The 16310-nt window shown below is 71.8% G+C and carries 15 protein-coding genes and 1 pseudogene; 5 read left to right on the forward strand and 11 right to left on the reverse strand.

Going from position 1 to position 16310, the window contains the following annotated elements:
- The first annotated feature begins 13 nt into the window (after positions 1 to 13).
- On the forward strand, positions 14 to 649 hold the full coding sequence (locus BU204_RS34860) for an NAD(P)-dependent oxidoreductase (protein WP_233160989.1): 636 nt from the start codon (positions 14 to 16) through the stop codon (positions 647 to 649).
- On the forward strand, positions 649 to 1095 hold the full coding sequence (locus BU204_RS34865) for a nitroreductase/quinone reductase family protein (protein WP_075130076.1): 447 nt from the start codon (positions 649 to 651) through the stop codon (positions 1093 to 1095). The genes BU204_RS34860 and BU204_RS34865 overlap by 1 nt, the downstream gene beginning before the upstream one ends.
- A 55-nt stretch (positions 1096 to 1150) precedes the next feature.
- On the opposite strand, the gene BU204_RS34870 is transcribed toward BU204_RS34865, so the two are convergent.
- Both BU204_RS34870 and BU204_RS34875 read right to left on the reverse strand, forming a co-directional pair.
- Complete coding sequence (locus BU204_RS34870) at positions 1151 to 2167, reverse strand: endonuclease/exonuclease/phosphatase family protein (protein ID WP_158073558.1); 1017 nt, start codon at positions 2165 to 2167, stop codon at positions 1151 to 1153.
- Between the two features lie 137 nt (positions 2168 to 2304).
- Positions 2305 to 4857 carry an ATP-dependent Clp protease ATP-binding subunit gene (locus tag BU204_RS34875; protein ID WP_075130077.1) on the reverse strand — a complete coding sequence of 851 codons (2553 nt, stop codon included), beginning with the start codon at positions 4855 to 4857 and terminating at the stop codon, positions 2305 to 2307.
- A 345-nt stretch (positions 4858 to 5202) separates the two neighbouring features.
- Between BU204_RS34875 and BU204_RS34880 the strand changes: the two genes are divergently transcribed.
- Positions 5203 to 5988, forward strand: coding sequence for a (2Fe-2S)-binding protein (locus tag BU204_RS34880; protein ID WP_075130078.1), 786 nt, complete (start codon positions 5203 to 5205; stop codon positions 5986 to 5988).
- A 6-nt stretch (positions 5989 to 5994) separates the two neighbouring features.
- Here the strand turns inward: BU204_RS34880 and BU204_RS34885 are convergent, their stop codons facing one another.
- Positions 5995 to 6981, reverse strand: coding sequence for an ArsR/SmtB family transcription factor (locus BU204_RS34885; protein ID WP_075130079.1), 987 nt, complete (start codon positions 6979 to 6981; stop codon positions 5995 to 5997).
- 66 nt (positions 6982 to 7047) lie between these two features.
- On the opposite strand from BU204_RS34885, the gene BU204_RS34890 reads away from it, so the two are divergent.
- Positions 7048 to 8262 carry an MFS transporter gene (locus tag BU204_RS34890; RefSeq protein WP_075130080.1) on the forward strand — a complete coding sequence of 405 codons (1215 nt, stop codon included), beginning with the start codon at positions 7048 to 7050 and terminating at the stop codon, positions 8260 to 8262.
- Between the two features lie 37 nt (positions 8263 to 8299).
- On the opposite strand, the gene BU204_RS34895 is transcribed toward BU204_RS34890, so the two are convergent.
- Complete coding sequence (locus tag BU204_RS34895) at positions 8300 to 8650, reverse strand: histone-like nucleoid-structuring protein Lsr2 (protein ID WP_075130081.1); 351 nt, start codon at positions 8648 to 8650, stop codon at positions 8300 to 8302.
- Positions 8651 to 8776: 126 nt separating this feature from the next.
- Positions 8777 to 10279: a lysine--tRNA ligase gene (lysS, locus tag BU204_RS34900; protein WP_075130082.1), complete on the reverse strand. Its 1503-nt coding sequence runs from the start codon at positions 10277 to 10279 to the stop codon at positions 8777 to 8779.
- A 54-nt stretch (positions 10280 to 10333) separates the two neighbouring features.
- Between lysS and BU204_RS34905 the strand changes: the two genes are divergently transcribed.
- Positions 10334 to 11098, forward strand: coding sequence for a class I SAM-dependent methyltransferase (locus tag BU204_RS34905; RefSeq protein ID WP_075130083.1), 765 nt, complete (start codon positions 10334 to 10336; stop codon positions 11096 to 11098).
- Here the strand turns inward: BU204_RS34905 and BU204_RS34910 are convergent.
- The 6 genes and pseudogenes from BU204_RS34910 to BU204_RS42095 all read right to left on the reverse strand — a co-directional run.
- Entirely contained in the window at positions 11095 to 11874 is a 780-nt protein-coding gene (locus tag BU204_RS34910; protein WP_075130084.1) for a type III pantothenate kinase, read from the reverse strand. The genes BU204_RS34905 and BU204_RS34910 overlap by 4 nt on opposite strands.
- A gap of 5 nt (positions 11875 to 11879) precedes the next feature.
- Positions 11880 to 12356 carry an aspartate 1-decarboxylase gene (gene panD / locus BU204_RS34915; protein WP_075130085.1) on the reverse strand — a complete coding sequence of 159 codons (477 nt, stop codon included), beginning with the start codon at positions 12354 to 12356 and terminating at the stop codon, positions 11880 to 11882.
- Positions 12357 to 12371: 15 nt separating this feature from the next.
- Entirely contained in the window at positions 12372 to 13250 is an 879-nt protein-coding gene (panC, locus tag BU204_RS34920; RefSeq protein WP_083661904.1) for a pantoate--beta-alanine ligase, read from the reverse strand.
- Positions 13247 to 14149, reverse strand: a complete 903-nt coding sequence (locus BU204_RS34925) for a Rossmann-like and DUF2520 domain-containing protein (protein WP_075130086.1) — start codon at positions 14147 to 14149, stop codon at positions 13247 to 13249. Before BU204_RS34925 ends, panC begins: the two co-directional genes overlap by 4 nt.
- A gap of 52 nt (positions 14150 to 14201) precedes the next feature.
- A complete protein-coding gene (locus BU204_RS34930; RefSeq protein WP_233160991.1) occupies positions 14202 to 15305 on the reverse strand; it encodes a PrsW family intramembrane metalloprotease in 1104 nt (367 codons plus the stop codon).
- A 105-nt stretch (positions 15306 to 15410) separates the two neighbouring features.
- A pseudogene (locus BU204_RS42095) lies at positions 15411 to 16310 on the reverse strand (hypothetical protein); the annotation flags it as partial.

The raw sequence follows: 16310 nt of genomic DNA on the forward strand, positions 1-16310 counted from the left end.
GGGGCGGTTGGGAATGGGCTTCGGAATGGACGTCGTGGTCTTCGGCGCGGGTGGCCGGGCCGGCCGGCGAGCGGTCGCCGAGGCGAGCGGGCGCGGGCACGCGGTCACCGCCGTGGTGCGCGATCCGGCCCGGCACCGCGACCTGACCGACGTGCGGCTGGTGCGGGGTGACGTGACGGACGCGGCGAGCGTCGCCGACGCGGTGGCCGGACACGACGCGGTCGTCGCGGCGGCCGTGGACCTGTCCGCCGACCCGGCGGCGTTCTTCACCGCGTCCTCGCGTGCGCTGGCCGCCGGACTGGCGAAGGCGGGCGTGCCTCGCCTGGTCGTCGTCGGCCTGGCCTCGATCCTGCCGGGAGCCTCCGGCGTCCCGCTGATGGACGAGCCGGGCTACCCGAACGAGTACCGCTCCTTCTACCTCGGCCATGCCGCGGGACTCGCCGAGCTCCGGGACAGCGATCTGGACTGGGTGTACGTGGCCCCGGCTGGGGACTTCGACCACTCCGGCACGCCGAGCGGGCGGTACCGCCTCGCCGAGCACGGCGACCCGGCCAGCCGGATCACCTACGCGGACTTCGCGCTCGCGCTGCTGGACGAGGTCGACGCGCCTCGCCACCACCGGAGCGCCATCAGCATCCGGGAGGCCTGATGCCCGAGGTCCAGGACAGCCCCAATCCCTGGGTCGCCGAGCACATCCGCCGCTTCGAGGCGACCGGCGGCCGGCCACGACCGGGTGTCGACGACCTGCTGCTGACCACGCGCGGCCGGCGAACCGGCAGGCTCCGCCGGACGGCGCTCGTCTACCAGCGCGACGAGGAGCACTACGTCCTGGCGGCGTCGAACCGCGGGGCCGACCACCACCCCGCCTGGTACCTGAACCTGCTCGCCGACCCGCTCGTCACGGTGCAGGTCGGCACCGAGACGTTCACCGCGCGGGCCCGACCCGCCAGCCCCGCGGAACGGCCGCGGCTGTGGCAGCTGATGACCTCGACCATGCCGGAGTACGCGGCATACCAGGAGCGGACGGTCCGGGAGATCCCGGTCGTCGTCCTGACCAGGACCCCTCGGGCGTGCCCTAGGTGTTCTGTCCTGTGAGGTTGGGAACGCGGCTGGCGGGTGGTTGGCCGGCGAGTGCGGTGCCCTAGGCCCGTCACGGCAGGATGACCTCGGCCAGGACCGCGTTGTGGTCGGTGCCGGGGACATCGAGGACGGCGTAGCTGGCGATGGCGCAGCGGCGGTCGGCGAGCACGTGGTCGATGGTCACCGGTGGGCCGATCGGCCAGCTGGACCAGGTCGGTGTCAGCGCCTGGCCGGTCTCCTCGGCGGCGTCGGCGTAGCCCCGGTCCACCAGCTCGCGGAAGGCGTGGTGGTCCATGCTCGCGTTGAAGTCGCCGGCGAGGATCCGGGCGCGCTCGCGCGAGACGGGCGACGGGAGCTTGCCCAGCTCGTCGCTCCAGGTCCCGGCGGTGTTGGGGCGGACGCCGGGCTGGACGTGGACCGCTGTCAGCTCCACGTCCTCGCCGACCGGCAGGTCCACGACGACCGAGGGCTGGGACATGGTCGTCTCGTCCATCAGGACCACCTGGCGCAGGGGGTACGACGAGGCGATGCCGGTTCCCTCGCCGCCCAGACCCGTGTCGAACACCCGGTTCGGAAGCAGGGTGCGCAGTCCGGCGTCGTCCAGCCTGGACACGGCCGCCTCCGTCAGCTCAGGGAGGACGAGGACGTCGACCTCCTGGGTGCGGACCAGGTCGGCCACGGTCCGGGCGTCGGCGCGGCCCAGGAACAGGTTCACCGCCATGATGCGGATGCGCTCGCCGTTCGCGCCCGGCTGGCCGTCAGAGAGGACCCTGGGGGCCAGCAGGGCCAGCAGGGCGACCGTCAGCAGCAGCACGACGCCGGCGACCACCCGCCTGCGGAGCAGGAGCGCGAGCAGCCCCCAGGCCAGGCCGAACACCGCCAGGTACGGGGTCAGGGCCATAGCCGCGACCAGGTACTCGGTGGACTCCAGCCCCCAGATCCGCAACCCCACGAACGCCACGTAGAGCAGGCCCAGCAGCCAGACCAGGAAGCCGATCCGACGACCCCCGGGCCGCCGGCGCGACGCGGGCTCCTCGGCGCCGGGATCGCCGGCGGGTAGGTCCAGCTCCTGGGTCGACCTGTCCACTGCGTCGTCCTCCATGGCTCGCCGGTCGAACCGCTCCTCGGCCGGGCGCGTGGGTCCAGGATGCCCGAAGCCGGGTCCGGACACGGCGAAAGCCGCGCCCCCGGAGGTCCGGGAACGCGGCTTTCGCGTCGATCGGGTTACGCGGACTCTTCGCCCTCCGCCACGTCACCGCCGCTGTGGGCGGCCATGTCGACCGGCGGGACGTCCGGCACGTTGGCCGGCTTGGTCTCACCGCGGAAGGTGAACGTCGCCTTGTCGGTCGACGTCTCCTCGTTGCCGTCCCAGCCCTCGACGTCGCAGAGGATGATCTGGCCCGGCTGGATCTCGCCGAACAGGATCTTCTCCGACAGCTGGTCCTCGATCTCGCGCTGGATCGTGCGGCGCAGCGGGCGGGCGCCCAGCACCTTGTCGAACCCGCGCGTGGCGAGCAGCTTCTTGGCCGTCGGGGTGAGCTCGAGAGCCATGTCCTTGTTGCGGAGCTGCTCCTCGACCCTGGCCACCATGAGGTCCACCATCTGCACGATCTGCTCTTCGGTGAGCTGGTGGAACACGATGATGTCGTCGATACGGTTGAGGAACTCCGGCCGGAAGTGCTTCTTGAGCTCGTCGTCGACCTTCTGCTTCATCCGGTCGTAGGTCTGGCCCTCCCCACCCGAGGAGAAGCCCAGGTTGACCGCCTTCGAGATGTCCTGGGTGCCCAGGTTCGAGGTGAAGATGATCACCGTGTTCTTGAAGTCGACCGTGCGGCCCTGGCCGTCGGTCAGGCGACCGTCCTCGAGCACCTGCAGGAGGGTGTTGTAGACCTCCTGGTGCGCCTTCTCGATCTCGTCGAACAGCACCACCGAGAACGGCTTGCGCCGCACCTTCTCGGTGAGCTGGCCACCCTCCTCGTAGCCGACGTACCCGGGAGGGGCACCGAACAGCCGCGAGGCGGTGTAGCGGTCGTGGAACTCACCCATGTCGATCTGGATGAGCGCGTCGTCCTCGCCGAACAGGAAGTTCGCCAGCGCCTTGGACAGCTCGGTCTTACCGACACCGGACGGACCGGCGAAGATGAACGAGCCGGACGGGCGCTTCGGGTCCTTCAGGCCGGCACGGGTGCGGCGGATGGCCTGCGACACGGCCTTGACCGCGTCCTCCTGGCCGATGATCCGCTTGTGCAGCTCATCCTCCATGCGGAGCAGACGCGTGGTCTCCTCCTCGGTGAGCTTGAACACCGGGATGCCGGTCCAGTTGGCCAGGACCTCGGCGATCTGCTCGTCGTCCACCTCGGCGACGACGTCCAGGTCACCGTCCTTCCACTGCTTCTCCCGCTCCGCCTTCTGGCCGAGCAGCTGCTTCTCGGTGTCGCGCAGCTTGGCGGCCCGCTCGAAGTCCTGCGCGTCGATCGCGCTCTCCTTCTCGCGGCGCACGTCGGCGATCTTCTCGTCGAACTCGCGCAGGTCCGGCGGGGCGGTCATCCGGCGGATACGCATCCGGGCGCCGGCCTCGTCGATCAGGTCGATCGCCTTGTCCGGCAGGTACCGGTCGTTGATGTACCGGTCGGCCAGGGTGGCCGCGGCCACCAGCGCCGGGTCGGTGATCGTGACGCGGTGGTGCGCCTCGTACCGGTCGCGCAGGCCCTTGAGGATCTCGATGGTGTGCTCGAGCGTCGGCTCGCCCACCTGGATCGGCTGGAAGCGGCGCTCCAGCGCGGGGTCCTTCTCGACGTACTTGCGGTACTCGTCGAGCGTGGTGGCACCGATCGTCTGCAGCTCGCCCCGGGCGAGCATCGGCTTGAGGATCGAGGCCGCGTCGATCGCGCCCTCCGCGGCACCGGCCCCGACGAGGGTGTGGATCTCGTCGATGAACAGGATGATGTCGCCGCGGGTGCGGATCTCCTTGAGCACCTTCTTCAGGCGCTCCTCGAAGTCACCGCGGTACCGCGAGCCGGCGACCAGGGAACCCAGGTCCAGCGTGTAGAGCTGCTTGTCCTTGAGCGTCTCCGGGACCTCGCCCTTGACGACCATCTGCGCCAGGCCCTCGACGACGGCGGTCTTGCCGACGCCGGGCTCGCCGATGAGCACGGGGTTGTTCTTGGTGCGGCGGGACAGGACCTGCATGACCCGCTCGATCTCCTTGGCCCGGCCGATGACCGGGTCGAGCTTGCCCTCCCGCGCGGAGGCGGTGAGGTTGCGCCCGAACTGGTCGAGCACCAGCGACGAGGACGGCGTGCCCTCGCCCCGGCCGCCGGTCTCCGCGGGCTCCTTGCCCTGGTAGCCGGACAGCAGCTGGAGGACCTGCTGGCGGACGCGGTTGAGGTCGGCGCCGAGCTTCACCAGGACCTGGGCGGCAACGCCCTCGCCCTCCCGGATCAGGCCGAGAAGGATGTGCTCGGTACCGATGTAGTTGTGTCCGAGCTGAAGCGCCTCACGCAGCGACAGCTCGAGGACCTTCTTGGCCCTGGGCGTGAAGGGGATGTGCCCGCTCGGCGCGTGCTGGCCCTGGCCGATGATCTCCTCGACCTGCTGCCGCACGCCTTCCAGCGCGATCCCCAACGACTCCAACGCCTTGGCGGCGACACCCTCACCCTCGTGGATCAAGCCCAGGAGGATGTGCTCGGTGCCGATGTAGTTGTGGTTGAGCATCCTGGCCTCTTCTTGGGCCAGGACAACCACCCGCCTCGCGCGGTCGGTGAACCTCTCAAACATCTGCACTCCTGACTGCTGCGCCGGCGGCCCTTGCCCCGCCCCCGGTACCCGCTGAGGGAGGGGTCAGCACCGTGAGGACCACTGTAGTCGCCCTGCCTGTCGCTCTCAGTACCACTTGCGGCCGGGCTTGGCGGTCTTCGTCGACGGAAACACCGTCACGTGGGACAACGTGCGGGAACGGGAACGGATTCCGCAAGAACGCGATGTCCGCTCAGCGCGAACACCACTCGGCCGGGTGGTGAAGGAGCATCGCCTGGATGAGGCTCTTCGGGTAAGGTAAGGCAAACCTCAGCCGCGAATGGACCATGGAGACCGCCCGTGCGGACCAGTGCCACTGTACGCCTCGTGACCGGGGACCGACTCGACGAGTCGGTCGCCCGCGCGGCGTCACGCCAGGCCAGGGTCTCGTTGCGGGTCGGCCAGCCCGAGAATTCGCCCGATTGGGTGAAGTGTGCCGAGTTACTCTCCGACGCTTCCCGGTTCGACGGCTGGCGGGATCGCCTGGCCGGCTGGCTGCGCGACCAGTACGGCGAGGCGCCAGAACGGACCGTCTCCGGCTACCTGATGACGTGGTACCTGTCGGTCCCGGGATACCTCGCGGCGCTGCTGTTCCACCACGAACGCCGGGTGCCGTCGCTGCGCCCGGAGCACCTCGCGTTCCGGATGGCTCGACCGAGACCCCACCCGGACGCGATCGCGGTACTGGATCGGCGGTTCGTCTGCCTGCCCGACGACCCCGCCGCGGGGACACCGGACGCGACCGTCGTGCCGGACGAGCGGGCCCTGGCCGCGGTGCTCCGCGGCCGGTTCACCGCACACGCGGCGCGGTTCGTCACGACGTTCGCCCCCTCGGTGCGCTTCGGCCGGCACACGCTGTGGGCGGCGGCGACCGACGCGCTGGACGACTCGATGCTGCTCGCGGGCAGGTACGGGGGCGACGAGGGGGCCGGGGTGGTGGACGGGGCGCTGCTGCTGCCCGACCGGTTCGCCCCGCTGACCTCGGCCTCGACCATGCGCCCTGGCGACGGCGGCACGGGGTGGACCCGGCGCCGGGAGAGCTGCTGCTTCCACTACCTCATCGAGTCCGGCAAGGGCCCGTGCGCGACCTGCCCCCGAGTTCTCCCCAGGTGACCCAGGTCAGTCCGACGGCGGGGTGGTCAGGGCGTCGCCGAGCGGCGTGCGGCGGTAGAGGACCGAGCGGCCGGACCTGGCCCGGGTGACGAGCCCGGCGCGGCGCAGGACGGCCAGGTGGTCGCCCACCGCGCCGAGAGCCAGTTGGAGGGTCGTCGCCAGCTGCGTGGTGCTGGCCGGCTCGGCGAGGGTGGTCAGGAGCCTGGCCCGGGAGCGGCCGAGGAGGTCGGCCAGGGCAGGCTCCGGGGTGGCGTGCCGGTCGGGGTCGAGCAGGGCGGCAGTGCCCCGCGCGGGGTAGACCACCGCGCGCGGCCAGGGCGGGTCGGTGTAGACGGCCAGGTCGGGCCAGACGAACACCGAGGGCACCAGGAGCAGGCCGCGGCCGTCGAGGTCCGCCGACCAGTCGACCGAATGCGCCACCTGGATCTGGCCGTCCCGCCACTGGACCCTTCGGTGCAGGCCGCCCAGTGCCGCCGCCCAGCCCCCGCGGCTGAGCAGGTCGGCACGGTGGGCCACATCGCGTTCGCAGACCGCGCGCATCGCCGGCCAGTCGGCGCCCACCAGCTCGGCCCAGGCGACCTCCAGGGTGTCGGCGACCGTGTCGACCACCGAGGGACTGTGCAGCACCGCGAGGACGTCGGGATCGGTCGTGGGGCGGCGGGCCAGGCACTGGGCGATCTCGTGGCGCGCGACCTCGAGCGGAGTGGCGCGCACGGCGGCCAGGTCGTCGGCGACCGTCTGGGCGAGGCTCGCCGGCGGCGGTGCGACGAAAGCGGCGCCGTAGCGGTGGGCCTTGAGGGCGAGCACGGCGTCCAGCCGGGTGTGGGTGCGGAGGCGGCGGAAGACCGGGCGCAGCCGGGCCTCCCATCCCGGGGGCAACCCGCTCGCCCGGCCCCGCTCGAGCCTGCGCAGCAGGTTGTTCAGCTCGAACAGCGGGGACACGGCGAACCGGCTGTTCAGCAGGTCGTCGCGGTGCGCGGTGAGCCGGAGCACGGCACGACGTTACGTCGCAGGACGAAACAGTCGCCAGCCTCACGCGGCGGCCCCGACGATCACGGAATGAACGAGGTGACCTATCGGGACGTCCTGGCCGAGCCCGTCTTCCGGGTGCTGTTCTGGACCAGGTCGGCGGCCATCGGGGCGGACACCCTGCGGACCGTCGCGCTGTCGGTGCTCGTGTTCACCTCGACGGGCTCGGCGTTCCTCGGCGCGCTCACCTTCGGCGCCTCCTTCCTGCCCCAGGCGATCGGCGGGCTCGCCATCGGCGCCCTGCCCGACCTGGTCCGGCCCCGGCTGCTGATCGTCGGCGGCTACCTGGTCGAGGCGGCCGGCGCGGCGACGCTGGCACTGGCCGGCCCACCCGTCTGGACGAGCCTGCTGATCGTGGCCGGCATCGGCTGCCTCGCCCCGGCCTTCAACGGCACTGCCGGCCGGCTCACCGCGGAGTCGCTCACCGGGGACGCGTTCGTGCTCGGCCGCAGCCTGTTCCAGTTGGCTTCCTCGGCCGCCCAGCTGCTCGGGCTCGCCCTGGGCGGGGTGGCGGCGGCGACGCTCGGCCCCGAGGGTGCCCTGCTCGCCGCCGCCGCGGTCCATTTAGGCAGCGCGCTGGCCGCGCGCACACTGCTGCCCAACCTCCCGGCACCCGACCGCGACGGCGGCCGGGCCCTGCTTCGACGCAGCTGGCAGGGCAACCGCGAGCTGCTCGGCGACCCCGTCGTGCGCCGGCTGTTGCTCGTCATGTGGCTGCCACCGGCGTTCATCACCGGCGCGGAGAGCCTGCTCGTGCCCTACGCGCTGCTGCACGGCTTCCCCGACGCCGCCCCCGGTCTGCTGCTCGCCTGCGTTCCCGTCGGCATGTTCGCCGGCAACCTCGTCGTCGCGCGGCTGCTCAGCCCGCCCACCAGGGAGCGCACCGTCCCGGTCCTGGTCGCCCTGCTTGGCGCGCCCCTGCTCCCGTTCGCGTTCGACATCGGGATCGTGCTCGCCGGCGTCCTGCTGGTGCTCACCGGCGTCGGCTTCGCCTACGGGCTCGGCCTGCAGCGCCGCTTCCGCGAAGCGGTCCCGGCCGAGACCACCGGGCAGGGGTTCGGCCTGATGTCGACCGGCCTGATGACCCTGCAGGGGGTCGGGCCGGCGGCGTTCGGGCTGCTCACCGAGGTCGTCCCGGTCGGGGTGAGCATGGCACTCGGCGGCTTGGCGGCCGTGCTCGCCTCGATCTGGATCGGCTCCGATGAGATGTTTTCACGAAACGAAAGCACTGGTTCGGTCCCGTAACCGTTGGGGACCAGCGCTTATCTCCGGTAGGTAATGCTCAGGCCTGCGCGTTGTACGCGTCGGTGACCTCCTTGGGGATTCGCCCGCGATCCGACACGTTCATGCCCTGCTTGCGCGCCCACTCACGAATTGCCTGGTTCTGCTCACGATCAGCGGAGGCGGTACGCGGCGCGCGGCCGGCACCACCCGGACGACCCGGTGCCCGCTTACGCCCGCCCGCCCTGCGGGCGTGCTCGACGTATTGGGCGAGCGCCTCCCGCAACCGCTCCGCATTGTCCTCGGAGAGGTCGATCTCGTAGAACGCACCATCCAAACCGAACTCGACGGTCTCCCCGGCCTCCGAACCGTCAAGGTCGTCGACCAGGGTAACCATGACCTTCTGCGCCACTGCGCCCTCCTAAGTTTCGAAACTCGAGGCCGAACGTGCGTCCGTCAGCACCGATATAAATACTCGCACTCAGGAGGTTAACGCAAATCTCGCCGGGAGTTTAGTGACGCACGTGCTGCAACGTGCTCATTCCGGTCGCACCAGCGGAAACAGGATCGTCTCCCGTATGCCGAGACCGGTCAGCGCCATGAGCAGCCGATCGATCCCCATTCCGACACCGCCGCTCGGGGGCATTCCGTACTCGAGCGCGCGCAGGAAGTCCTCGTCCAGCCGCATCGCTTCGTCGTCCCCGGAGGCCCCGAGCCTGGCCTGCGCGGTGAGCCGCTCACGTTCCACAACCGGGTCGACGAGCTCGGAATAGCCGGTAGCCAACTCGAACCCGCGCACGTAGAGGTCCCACTTCTCGGCGACACCCTCCACCGAACGGTGCTGGCGGGTGAGCGGAGAGGTCTCGACCGGGAAGTCACGGACGAAGGTCGGCGCGGTCAGGTGATCGCCGACCAGGTGCTCCCAGAGCTCCTCGATGAGCTTTCCGTGACCGAGTTTGGGATCGACCTCCAGACCACGGGCGTCGGCGAGCTTGCGCAGCAGCTCGGCCGGGGTCTGTGGGGTGATCTCCTCGCCGGCCGCCTCGGACAGCGAGCCGTACATGGTCATCGAGGCCCACTCACCGGACAGGTCGTAGGGCGACCCGTCGGCGAGGGTGATCTCCTGCGTGCCGAACACCGCCTCGGCCGCTTCCTGCACCAGCTCACGGGTGAGCACGGCCATCGAGTCGTACGTGGCATAGGCCTGGTAGTACTCGAGCATCGCGAACTCGGGGGAATGGGACGAATCGCTCCCCTCGTTGCGGAAGTTGCGATTGATCTCGAAGACCTTCTCGATACCGCCGACCACGCACCGCTTGAGGAACAGCTCCGGCGCGATGCGGAGGTAGAGGTCCATGCCCATGGCGTTGGAGTGTGTGACGAACGGCCGCGCGGTGGCACCGCCGTGCATCGTTTGGAGCATCGGGGTCTCGACCTCGACGAAACCACGCCGGTGGAAACTCTCGCGCAATGCACGGGTCACCCCGGCGCGGACGCGGACCGTATCGCGGGCCTCGGGGCGCAGGATCAGATCCACATACCGCTGCCGAATGCGTGTTTCCTCGTTCAGCGCCTTGTGCGCGACCGGCAGCGGGCGCAGGGACTTGGCGGCCATTCGCCACTCGTCGGCGAGTACGGACAGCTCGCCCCGGCGCGAGGTGATTACCTCCCCGCGGACGAAAACGTGGTCGCCGATGTCGACATGTGCCTTCCAGGCATTGAGCGCGTCCGCCCCGACGTTGTTCAGGCTGAGCATCGCCTGTAGTTCGGTACCGTCGCCCTCGACGAGGGTAGCGAAACACAACTTGCCCGTATTGCGCACGAACATCACGCGTCCGGTGACCGCCACCACATCTCCGGTGGAGGTGTCGGCCGGCAAATCGGAATGGGCGCTCCGGACCTCCGCCAGGGAGTGCGTCCTCGGCAGTTCGACCGGATAGGGCTCCACACCCTCGGCGAGCAGCCGCGCCCGCTTCTCCCGACGGATCCGCAGCTGCTCCGGAAGGTCATCGGTCAGCGGCTGAAACGATTCGTCGGTCACCTGCGCAAGGGTACGGAGACCGTTCCCGTCCAGGCCACGGGGTTACCGTGGGGCATGCCAGAGCCCGACGTCACAGCCCGGCGCGCCCGTTCGTTCGGCTCCCGCGCCGCGGACTACGCCGACCATCGCCCCGACTACCCGACCGACGGGCTGCGGTGGGGTCTCGCCGCCGCGACCCGTCCGGTCCGGCAGGTCCTGGACCTCGCCGCGGGGACGGGCAAGGCCGCGGCGGGTCTGCTCGGCCTCGGGCTCGAGGTCACCGCGGTCGAGCCGGACCCGGAAATGCGCGCGGAGCTCTCGGCGCGTCACCCCGCGGTGCGGGCGCTGGACGGGGCGGCCGAGCGGATCCCGCTGCCGACCGCCGCGGTGGACGCGGTGGTGGTCGGCCAGGCGTTCCACTGGTTCGACCGGGACGCGGCGCTGGCCGAGATCGCCCGGGTGCTGCGCCCGGGCGGGGCGCTGGCCGCGCTGTGGAACAACGACGACGAGAGCGTGCCGTGGGTTGCCGGACTGAGCGAAGTCTCGGGCACGAGCGTGACCCAGCCCTGGTCGGACCGGCACCCGCTGTTCAACCAGCCGCCGTTCGAGGCCTCGGAGCGGGCCGTGTTCCCGCACGTGCAGCGGCGCACGGCGAACTCGCTGGTCGCCACGATCGGCACCAAGTCCCACACGATCGTGGTGAGCGAGGAGGAACGCGCGGTCACCCTCGACCGGATTCGCGAGTACCTGCTGTCCCGTCCGGAGACCGCCACCGGCGAGTTCGACATGCCGCTGGTCACCATGGTGATCAGGGCGCGCCGCGGCCAGGGCGCGAGCTAGCGACTGTTGTTGCGTTCGAAGACCAGGCGCAGGCCGAGCAGGGTCAGGTCGGGGCGGTGGTCGACGATGGTCTCCGACTCCTCAACCACCAGCGGGGCGAGGCCGCCGGTGGCGATGACCGTGACCTCCCCGGGGTTGGTGGTGCGTTCCAGCTCGTCGATGATGCGCCGGACCAGGCCGTCCACCTGGGCGGGGAAGCCGTACATGATCCCCGACTGGAGGCACTCGACGGTGTTCTTGCCGATCACCGAGCGGGGGCGGACCAGCTCGACCTTGCGCAGCGCCGCGGCCCGCGCGGCCAGCGCGTCCACCGAGATCTCGATCCCCGGCGCGAACACCCCGCCGACGAACTCGCCCTTCGCCGAGATCACGTCGATGTTGGTGGAGGTGCCGAAGTCGACGACCACGCACGCGGTCTCGTGCAGGTAGTGCGCGGCCAGCGTGTTGATCACGCGGTCGGCGCCGACCTCTCTCGGGTTGTCGACCAGCAGGGGCACGCCCGTGCGCACCCCCGGCCCCACGATCAGCCGGGGCACCGAGGCGTAGTAGCGGCCGAGCATCACCCGCAGCTCACGCAGCACGGCGGGCACGGTGGACAGCGCGGAGACGCCGGTCACGTCGTTGGCGTGGCGGCCGAGGAGCCCACGCATGGTCAGCGCCAGCTCGTCGGCGGTCATCCTCGCGTCGGTGCGAATCCGCCAGTCCTGGACCAGGTCCGGGCCGCGGTAGAGGCCGAGCGCGATGTTCGTGTTGCCGACGTCGATCGCGAGCAGCACGCGGGTCAGCTCTCCTGCTGGAGCAGGGCGTCGAGCATCGCCGCCTCCGCGGTCTCGGCCGGCGGCTCGGGCTCGCGTCCCGTGCCGCTGGCCAGGCCGCTGCCGACGGGCACCGCGGCCGGATCGGACCCGGACTCGACGATCCGGTTGTCCGCGTCGACGAACACGACCTTCGGCTGGTACGCGGCGGCCTCGGCGGCGTCCATGATCCCGTAGGAGATCAGGATCACCAGGTCACCGGGGTGGACCAGGTGCGCTGCCGCACCGTTGATCCCCAGCACGCCGCTGTCGCGCTCGCCCTCGATGACGTAGGTCTCCAGGCGCGCGCCGTTGGTGACGTCCACGATCGCGACCTGCTCACCGGGGAGCAGGTCGGCGGCCTCCATCAGCACCGGGTCGACAGTCACCGAACCGACGTAGTGCAGGTCGGCCTGGGTGACAGTGGCCCGGTGGATCTTGGATTTGAGCATCGTGCGGAACACCGCAGTCCTCCCCTACTACTGATGTTCGCCCAGGAACACGGAGACATTGTCGATCAGGCGGGTCGACCCCACGCGGGCGGCCACCAGCAGGCGTGCCTCGCCGCGCTCGGGCGCCGGCCCCAGGTCGAGCCCGCGCAGCACCAGGTAGTCGAGCTGGACCAGTGGCTCCTTGTCGAGCACCGCCCGCGCGGAGTCCAGCACCACCTCGGCTCCCCCGGCGCTGACCCGGGCGCCGGCCGCGAGCGCGGCCGACAACGCGAGCGCGGCGGTCCGCTGCTCCGGCTCGAGGTAGGCGTTCCGGGAGGACAGCGCGAGGCCGTCCCGGTCCCGCACGATCGGCACCCCGATCACGCTGACGTCCAGGTTGAGGTCCCGCACCAGCTGCTTGACCAGCACGAGCTGCTGGTAGTCCTTCTCCCCGAACAGCGCATAGTCCGGACGCACGATGTTCAACAGCTTCGTCACGACCGTCAGCACGCCAGCGAAGTGCCCCGGCCTCGCGGCGCCCTCGAGCTCGGCGCCGAGCGGGCCGGGCTGGACGGTGACCTGCGCCCCCGGCGGGTAGAGCGCCTCCCGCTCCGGGTGGAAGACCAGCTCCACCCGCTCCTCGCGGCAGACCTCGAGGTCGTCCTCGAGCGGCCGCGGGTAGCGGTCGAAGTCCTCGCCCGCGCCGAACTGGAGCGGGTTGACGAAGATCGAGGCGGTCAGCACCGTGTTCGGGAGGCGTCTGGCCGTGCGCAGGAGCTGCCGGTGGCCGTCGTGCAGCGCGCCCATGGTCGGCACGAACGCGATCCTGCGGCCGACGCCGCGCAGTGCCCGGGTGACGCGGACGACGTCGGCGAGCCCGCGGTGGACGTGCAGCTGGCCGGGCGTGAACTTGGGGGCGGCGGTCATCGGTGCTCCTCACCGGGGCCGCGCTCGATGGCGGCGGTGACGTCGGGGGCGAGATCGGCGCGCAGCAGGCCGGCCTGCTGCGCGCGATCGGCGGTGCGCGCGGCGAGCGCGCGGTAGGCGGGCAGCATGTCAGGCGCGTGCTCGGCGAGCACGTTCAGGTGGGCCAGCACGGTGCCGGCGTCGCCCCGGGCGACCGGTCCGGTGAGCGCGCGGTCGCCGTGGCGCAGGGCGTTGTCCAGTGCCGCGGACAGCAGCGGTCCGAGCATCCGTTCCGGGTCGGCGACACCCGCGCCGCGCAGCAGCTCCGCGGCCTCGGCGACCAAGGTGACCAGGTGGTTCGCCCCGTGCGCGAGCGCCGTGTGGTAGAGCGGGCGAGCCGCGGCCGGGACCCGCACCGGCTCGGCACCCATCTCGACGACCAGCACCTCGCCGACGCTCCACGCCGCCTCGTCGTCGTCGGCAGCGGTGACCCCGAACGAGCAGGTGGTGATCCGCTCGAGGTCCTCGGCACGGCCGGTGAAGGTCATCACCGGGTGCAACGCGAGCGGGAGGGCACCGTGTTCCGCCGCGGGCGCCAGCACGTCGAGACCGTGCGCGCCGCAGGTGTGCACGACGATCTGACCGGCCCGCAGGGCGCCGGCCGCGGCCAGCCCGCGGACCATGCCGCCCAGGGCGTCGTCGGGCAGAGCGAGCAGCACGAGGTCGGCCCGTTCGACGACCTCGTCGGGGGCCAGCAGGGGAACGCCGGGCAGTAGGTCCTCGGCGCGGCGCACCGACTCGCGGGAGACCCCGGAGGCGGCGACAACGGAGTGACCGGCGCGGGCGAGCGCGGCGCCGAGCACCGCGCCGACCCGGCCGGCCGAGACCACGCCGACGGCAAGGCGCGCCGGTCGGTTCATCGTGCGCTCGCCTCCCTGCGGTCGGTGGAAACGAGCGTAACGAGTCGCACGGTCACCGCCGCTGGTCGGCCCGAGGGACGAGTCCGGCCTGGGCGGTGCGCAGTGCGAGCACGAGCTGCGCCTCGCGTTCGACGGCGTCGGACCCGGCGAGGCCGAGGCGGGCCGAGTGCCAGAGGAAGGCCAGCTCGGTGATCGCGGCCTGGTAGAGGCCGAGGGTGCGGGCGGCCCGTCGGCCACTGCGCCTGGCGACCCTGGCCCGCCAGGCGCGGCGCGCGGCGAGGGTGGTCAGCCGGCGCGCGTCGGCGGGGTCGACCCAGCCGCGCTCGACCATGTCCGGCAGCGCGCGGGCCACGATCCGCTGCTCGCGACGGCGGTGCCAGCCGACGAACAGCACGCCCACGATGAAGATCGGAACCATGACGAGGAAGTAGACGTTGAGGAAGGTCTCGGCGGTGCCGAGAGTGGCCGCGCCGTTCCACATGGCGTGCAGCAACACGGCGGCGAGGTAGCCGCCGATCGGGGCGAGCAGGCGGAGGACGCGGCTGGGAGCGCGCACGGAGATGCCGATCCCGACGCCGATCATCGCGGTGAACAGGGGGTGGCAGAAGGGGGCGAGGACCCCGCGAAGGATGAACGCGGTGATCACGCCGGCCGTGCTCGAGTCGCCGAAGCCGTTCTCGGCGAAGGCGCGGCCGAAGTAGTAGATGTTCTCGGTGAAGGCGAACCCGGCGGCGACGAAACCCGCGTAGACGACGCCGTCGATCACGCCGTCGAACTCGTTGCGCAGCCACAGCATGATGCCGAGGACGAACGCGCCCTTGGCGGCCTCCTCGAACAGCGGCGCCGAGACGACCGCGCTGATCGTGTCGCCCCGGCCGTGCCCGAGCAGCGCGTCGCCGACGGCCTCGGCGGTGTTGTTGATCAGCAGTGCGGTGATGGCCGCGACGCTGGCCCCCCAGCCGAAGGCGAACCAGAGCAGGCGGGCCGGCTCCGGCTCCCACCGGTCGATCCACAACAGAGCGGCGACGACCGTCCCGACCGGGACGAGCGCCGCCACGATCCCGACGATCTCGGCGACCAGCCCGACCCTGGCGGTGGACACGGCGAGCAGGGTGAGCCCGCAGCCCGCGAGCGCGACGAGTCCGATCGCCGGCAACAGAACCGTTCGGCGACGCGGTGTCCGTCTATAGGGGACGGGGCTCTGGCTCACGGGTAGTCACCCTACGGTGCGAAATGCCGGGTTCGTGAGCAGCCGGGGCTTTCAGTCCTCGCGTCGCCGCCGGCGGCGTGGGGTTCCCGAGGGGGTGGCGCCCCCGTGGGAAGCGAGGAGCTCGTTGACCGAGCGACCGGCGGCGTGGGACCCGCTCGGGCCGGCCTCGGGGCCGGCGTTCTGCCGGGCCTCCTGCCAGGTCGGCTGCCCCTCTGCCCGCCGCCGGCGGCCCCCGGCGTCGTCCGCGTCGCGTGCCCGGCGCCGGCCTCCTGGCTCGCCGCGGTCAACCGGGGGCATGCGGCCGGCGGTGGCCTGCGAACCGTGCCGCCCGACCGGCTCCCGAACCGCGGGCGGCATCCGACCGGCGGTGCCGGTGGCGGGTGCGGATCCGTAACGCCCGGCCGCATCACGCGCGACCGGCGGCAAACCACCCGCCGTACCCGTTGGCGAGCCATAGCCCGCAGCCATGTCCCGCGACACCGGCGGCAACCCGCCGGCGGTGCCCGTGGGTGACCCGGGACCACTCGAGCCGGCCACCGGGGCCATCCGGCCGGCGGTACCCGTCGCCTGCCCGTGCCGAGCGGCGGGATCCCGGGAGACAGGCGGCATCCGGCCGGCGGTACCCGTCGCCTGAGCCGAGTTATGGCGCCCAACCGGCTCCTGGGTGCCCGGCGCAGCACCCTGCCGCGCGGTCGACTCCCGGAACGCTGCCGAGATCCCGCCCGCGGCACCACCCGAGCCATGAGCCACCGGCGCCGAACCGTGCCGTCCCGCCGGCTCACCGGCCACCGGCGCCATCCGGCCCGCGGTACCCGCCGCCTGCCCGTGCCGAACGGCCGGATCCCGGGAGACAGGCGACATCCGGCCGGCGGTACCGCCCGCGGCCGGTGGCCCGGACGGCGCGGGTCGGCCCGCGGGCGGCGCGGCCGCGGTCCTGGCGGGCGGCGGCGC

The organism is Actinophytocola xanthii, from assembly GCF_001921205.1.
GTDB classification, from domain to species: Bacteria; Actinomycetota; Actinomycetes; order Mycobacteriales; family Pseudonocardiaceae; genus Actinophytocola; species Actinophytocola xanthii.

Bases quoted from the DNA above. Each gene is read 5' to 3' on its own strand.
- BU204_RS34865 (WP_075130076.1), top strand. From the start codon at position 649: ATGCCCGAGGTCCAGGACAGCCCCAATCCCTGGGTCGCCGAGCACATC.
- BU204_RS34875 (WP_075130077.1), bottom strand. From the start codon at position 4,857: ATGTTTGAGAGGTTCACCGACCGCGCGAGGCGGGTGGTTGTCCTGGCC.
- BU204_RS34925 (WP_075130086.1), bottom strand. From the start codon at position 14,149: ATGAACCGACCGGCGCGCCTTGCCGTCGGCGTGGTCTCGGCCGGCCGG.
- panC (WP_083661904.1), bottom strand. From the start codon at position 13,250: ATGACCGCCGCCCCCAAGTTCACGCCCGGCCAGCTGCACGTCCACCGC.
- BU204_RS34890 (WP_075130080.1), top strand. From the start codon at position 7,048: ATGAACGAGGTGACCTATCGGGACGTCCTGGCCGAGCCCGTCTTCCGG.
- BU204_RS34860 (WP_233160989.1), top strand. From the start codon at position 14: ATGGGCTTCGGAATGGACGTCGTGGTCTTCGGCGCGGGTGGCCGGGCC.
- BU204_RS34905 (WP_075130083.1), top strand. From the start codon at position 10,334: ATGCCAGAGCCCGACGTCACAGCCCGGCGCGCCCGTTCGTTCGGCTCC.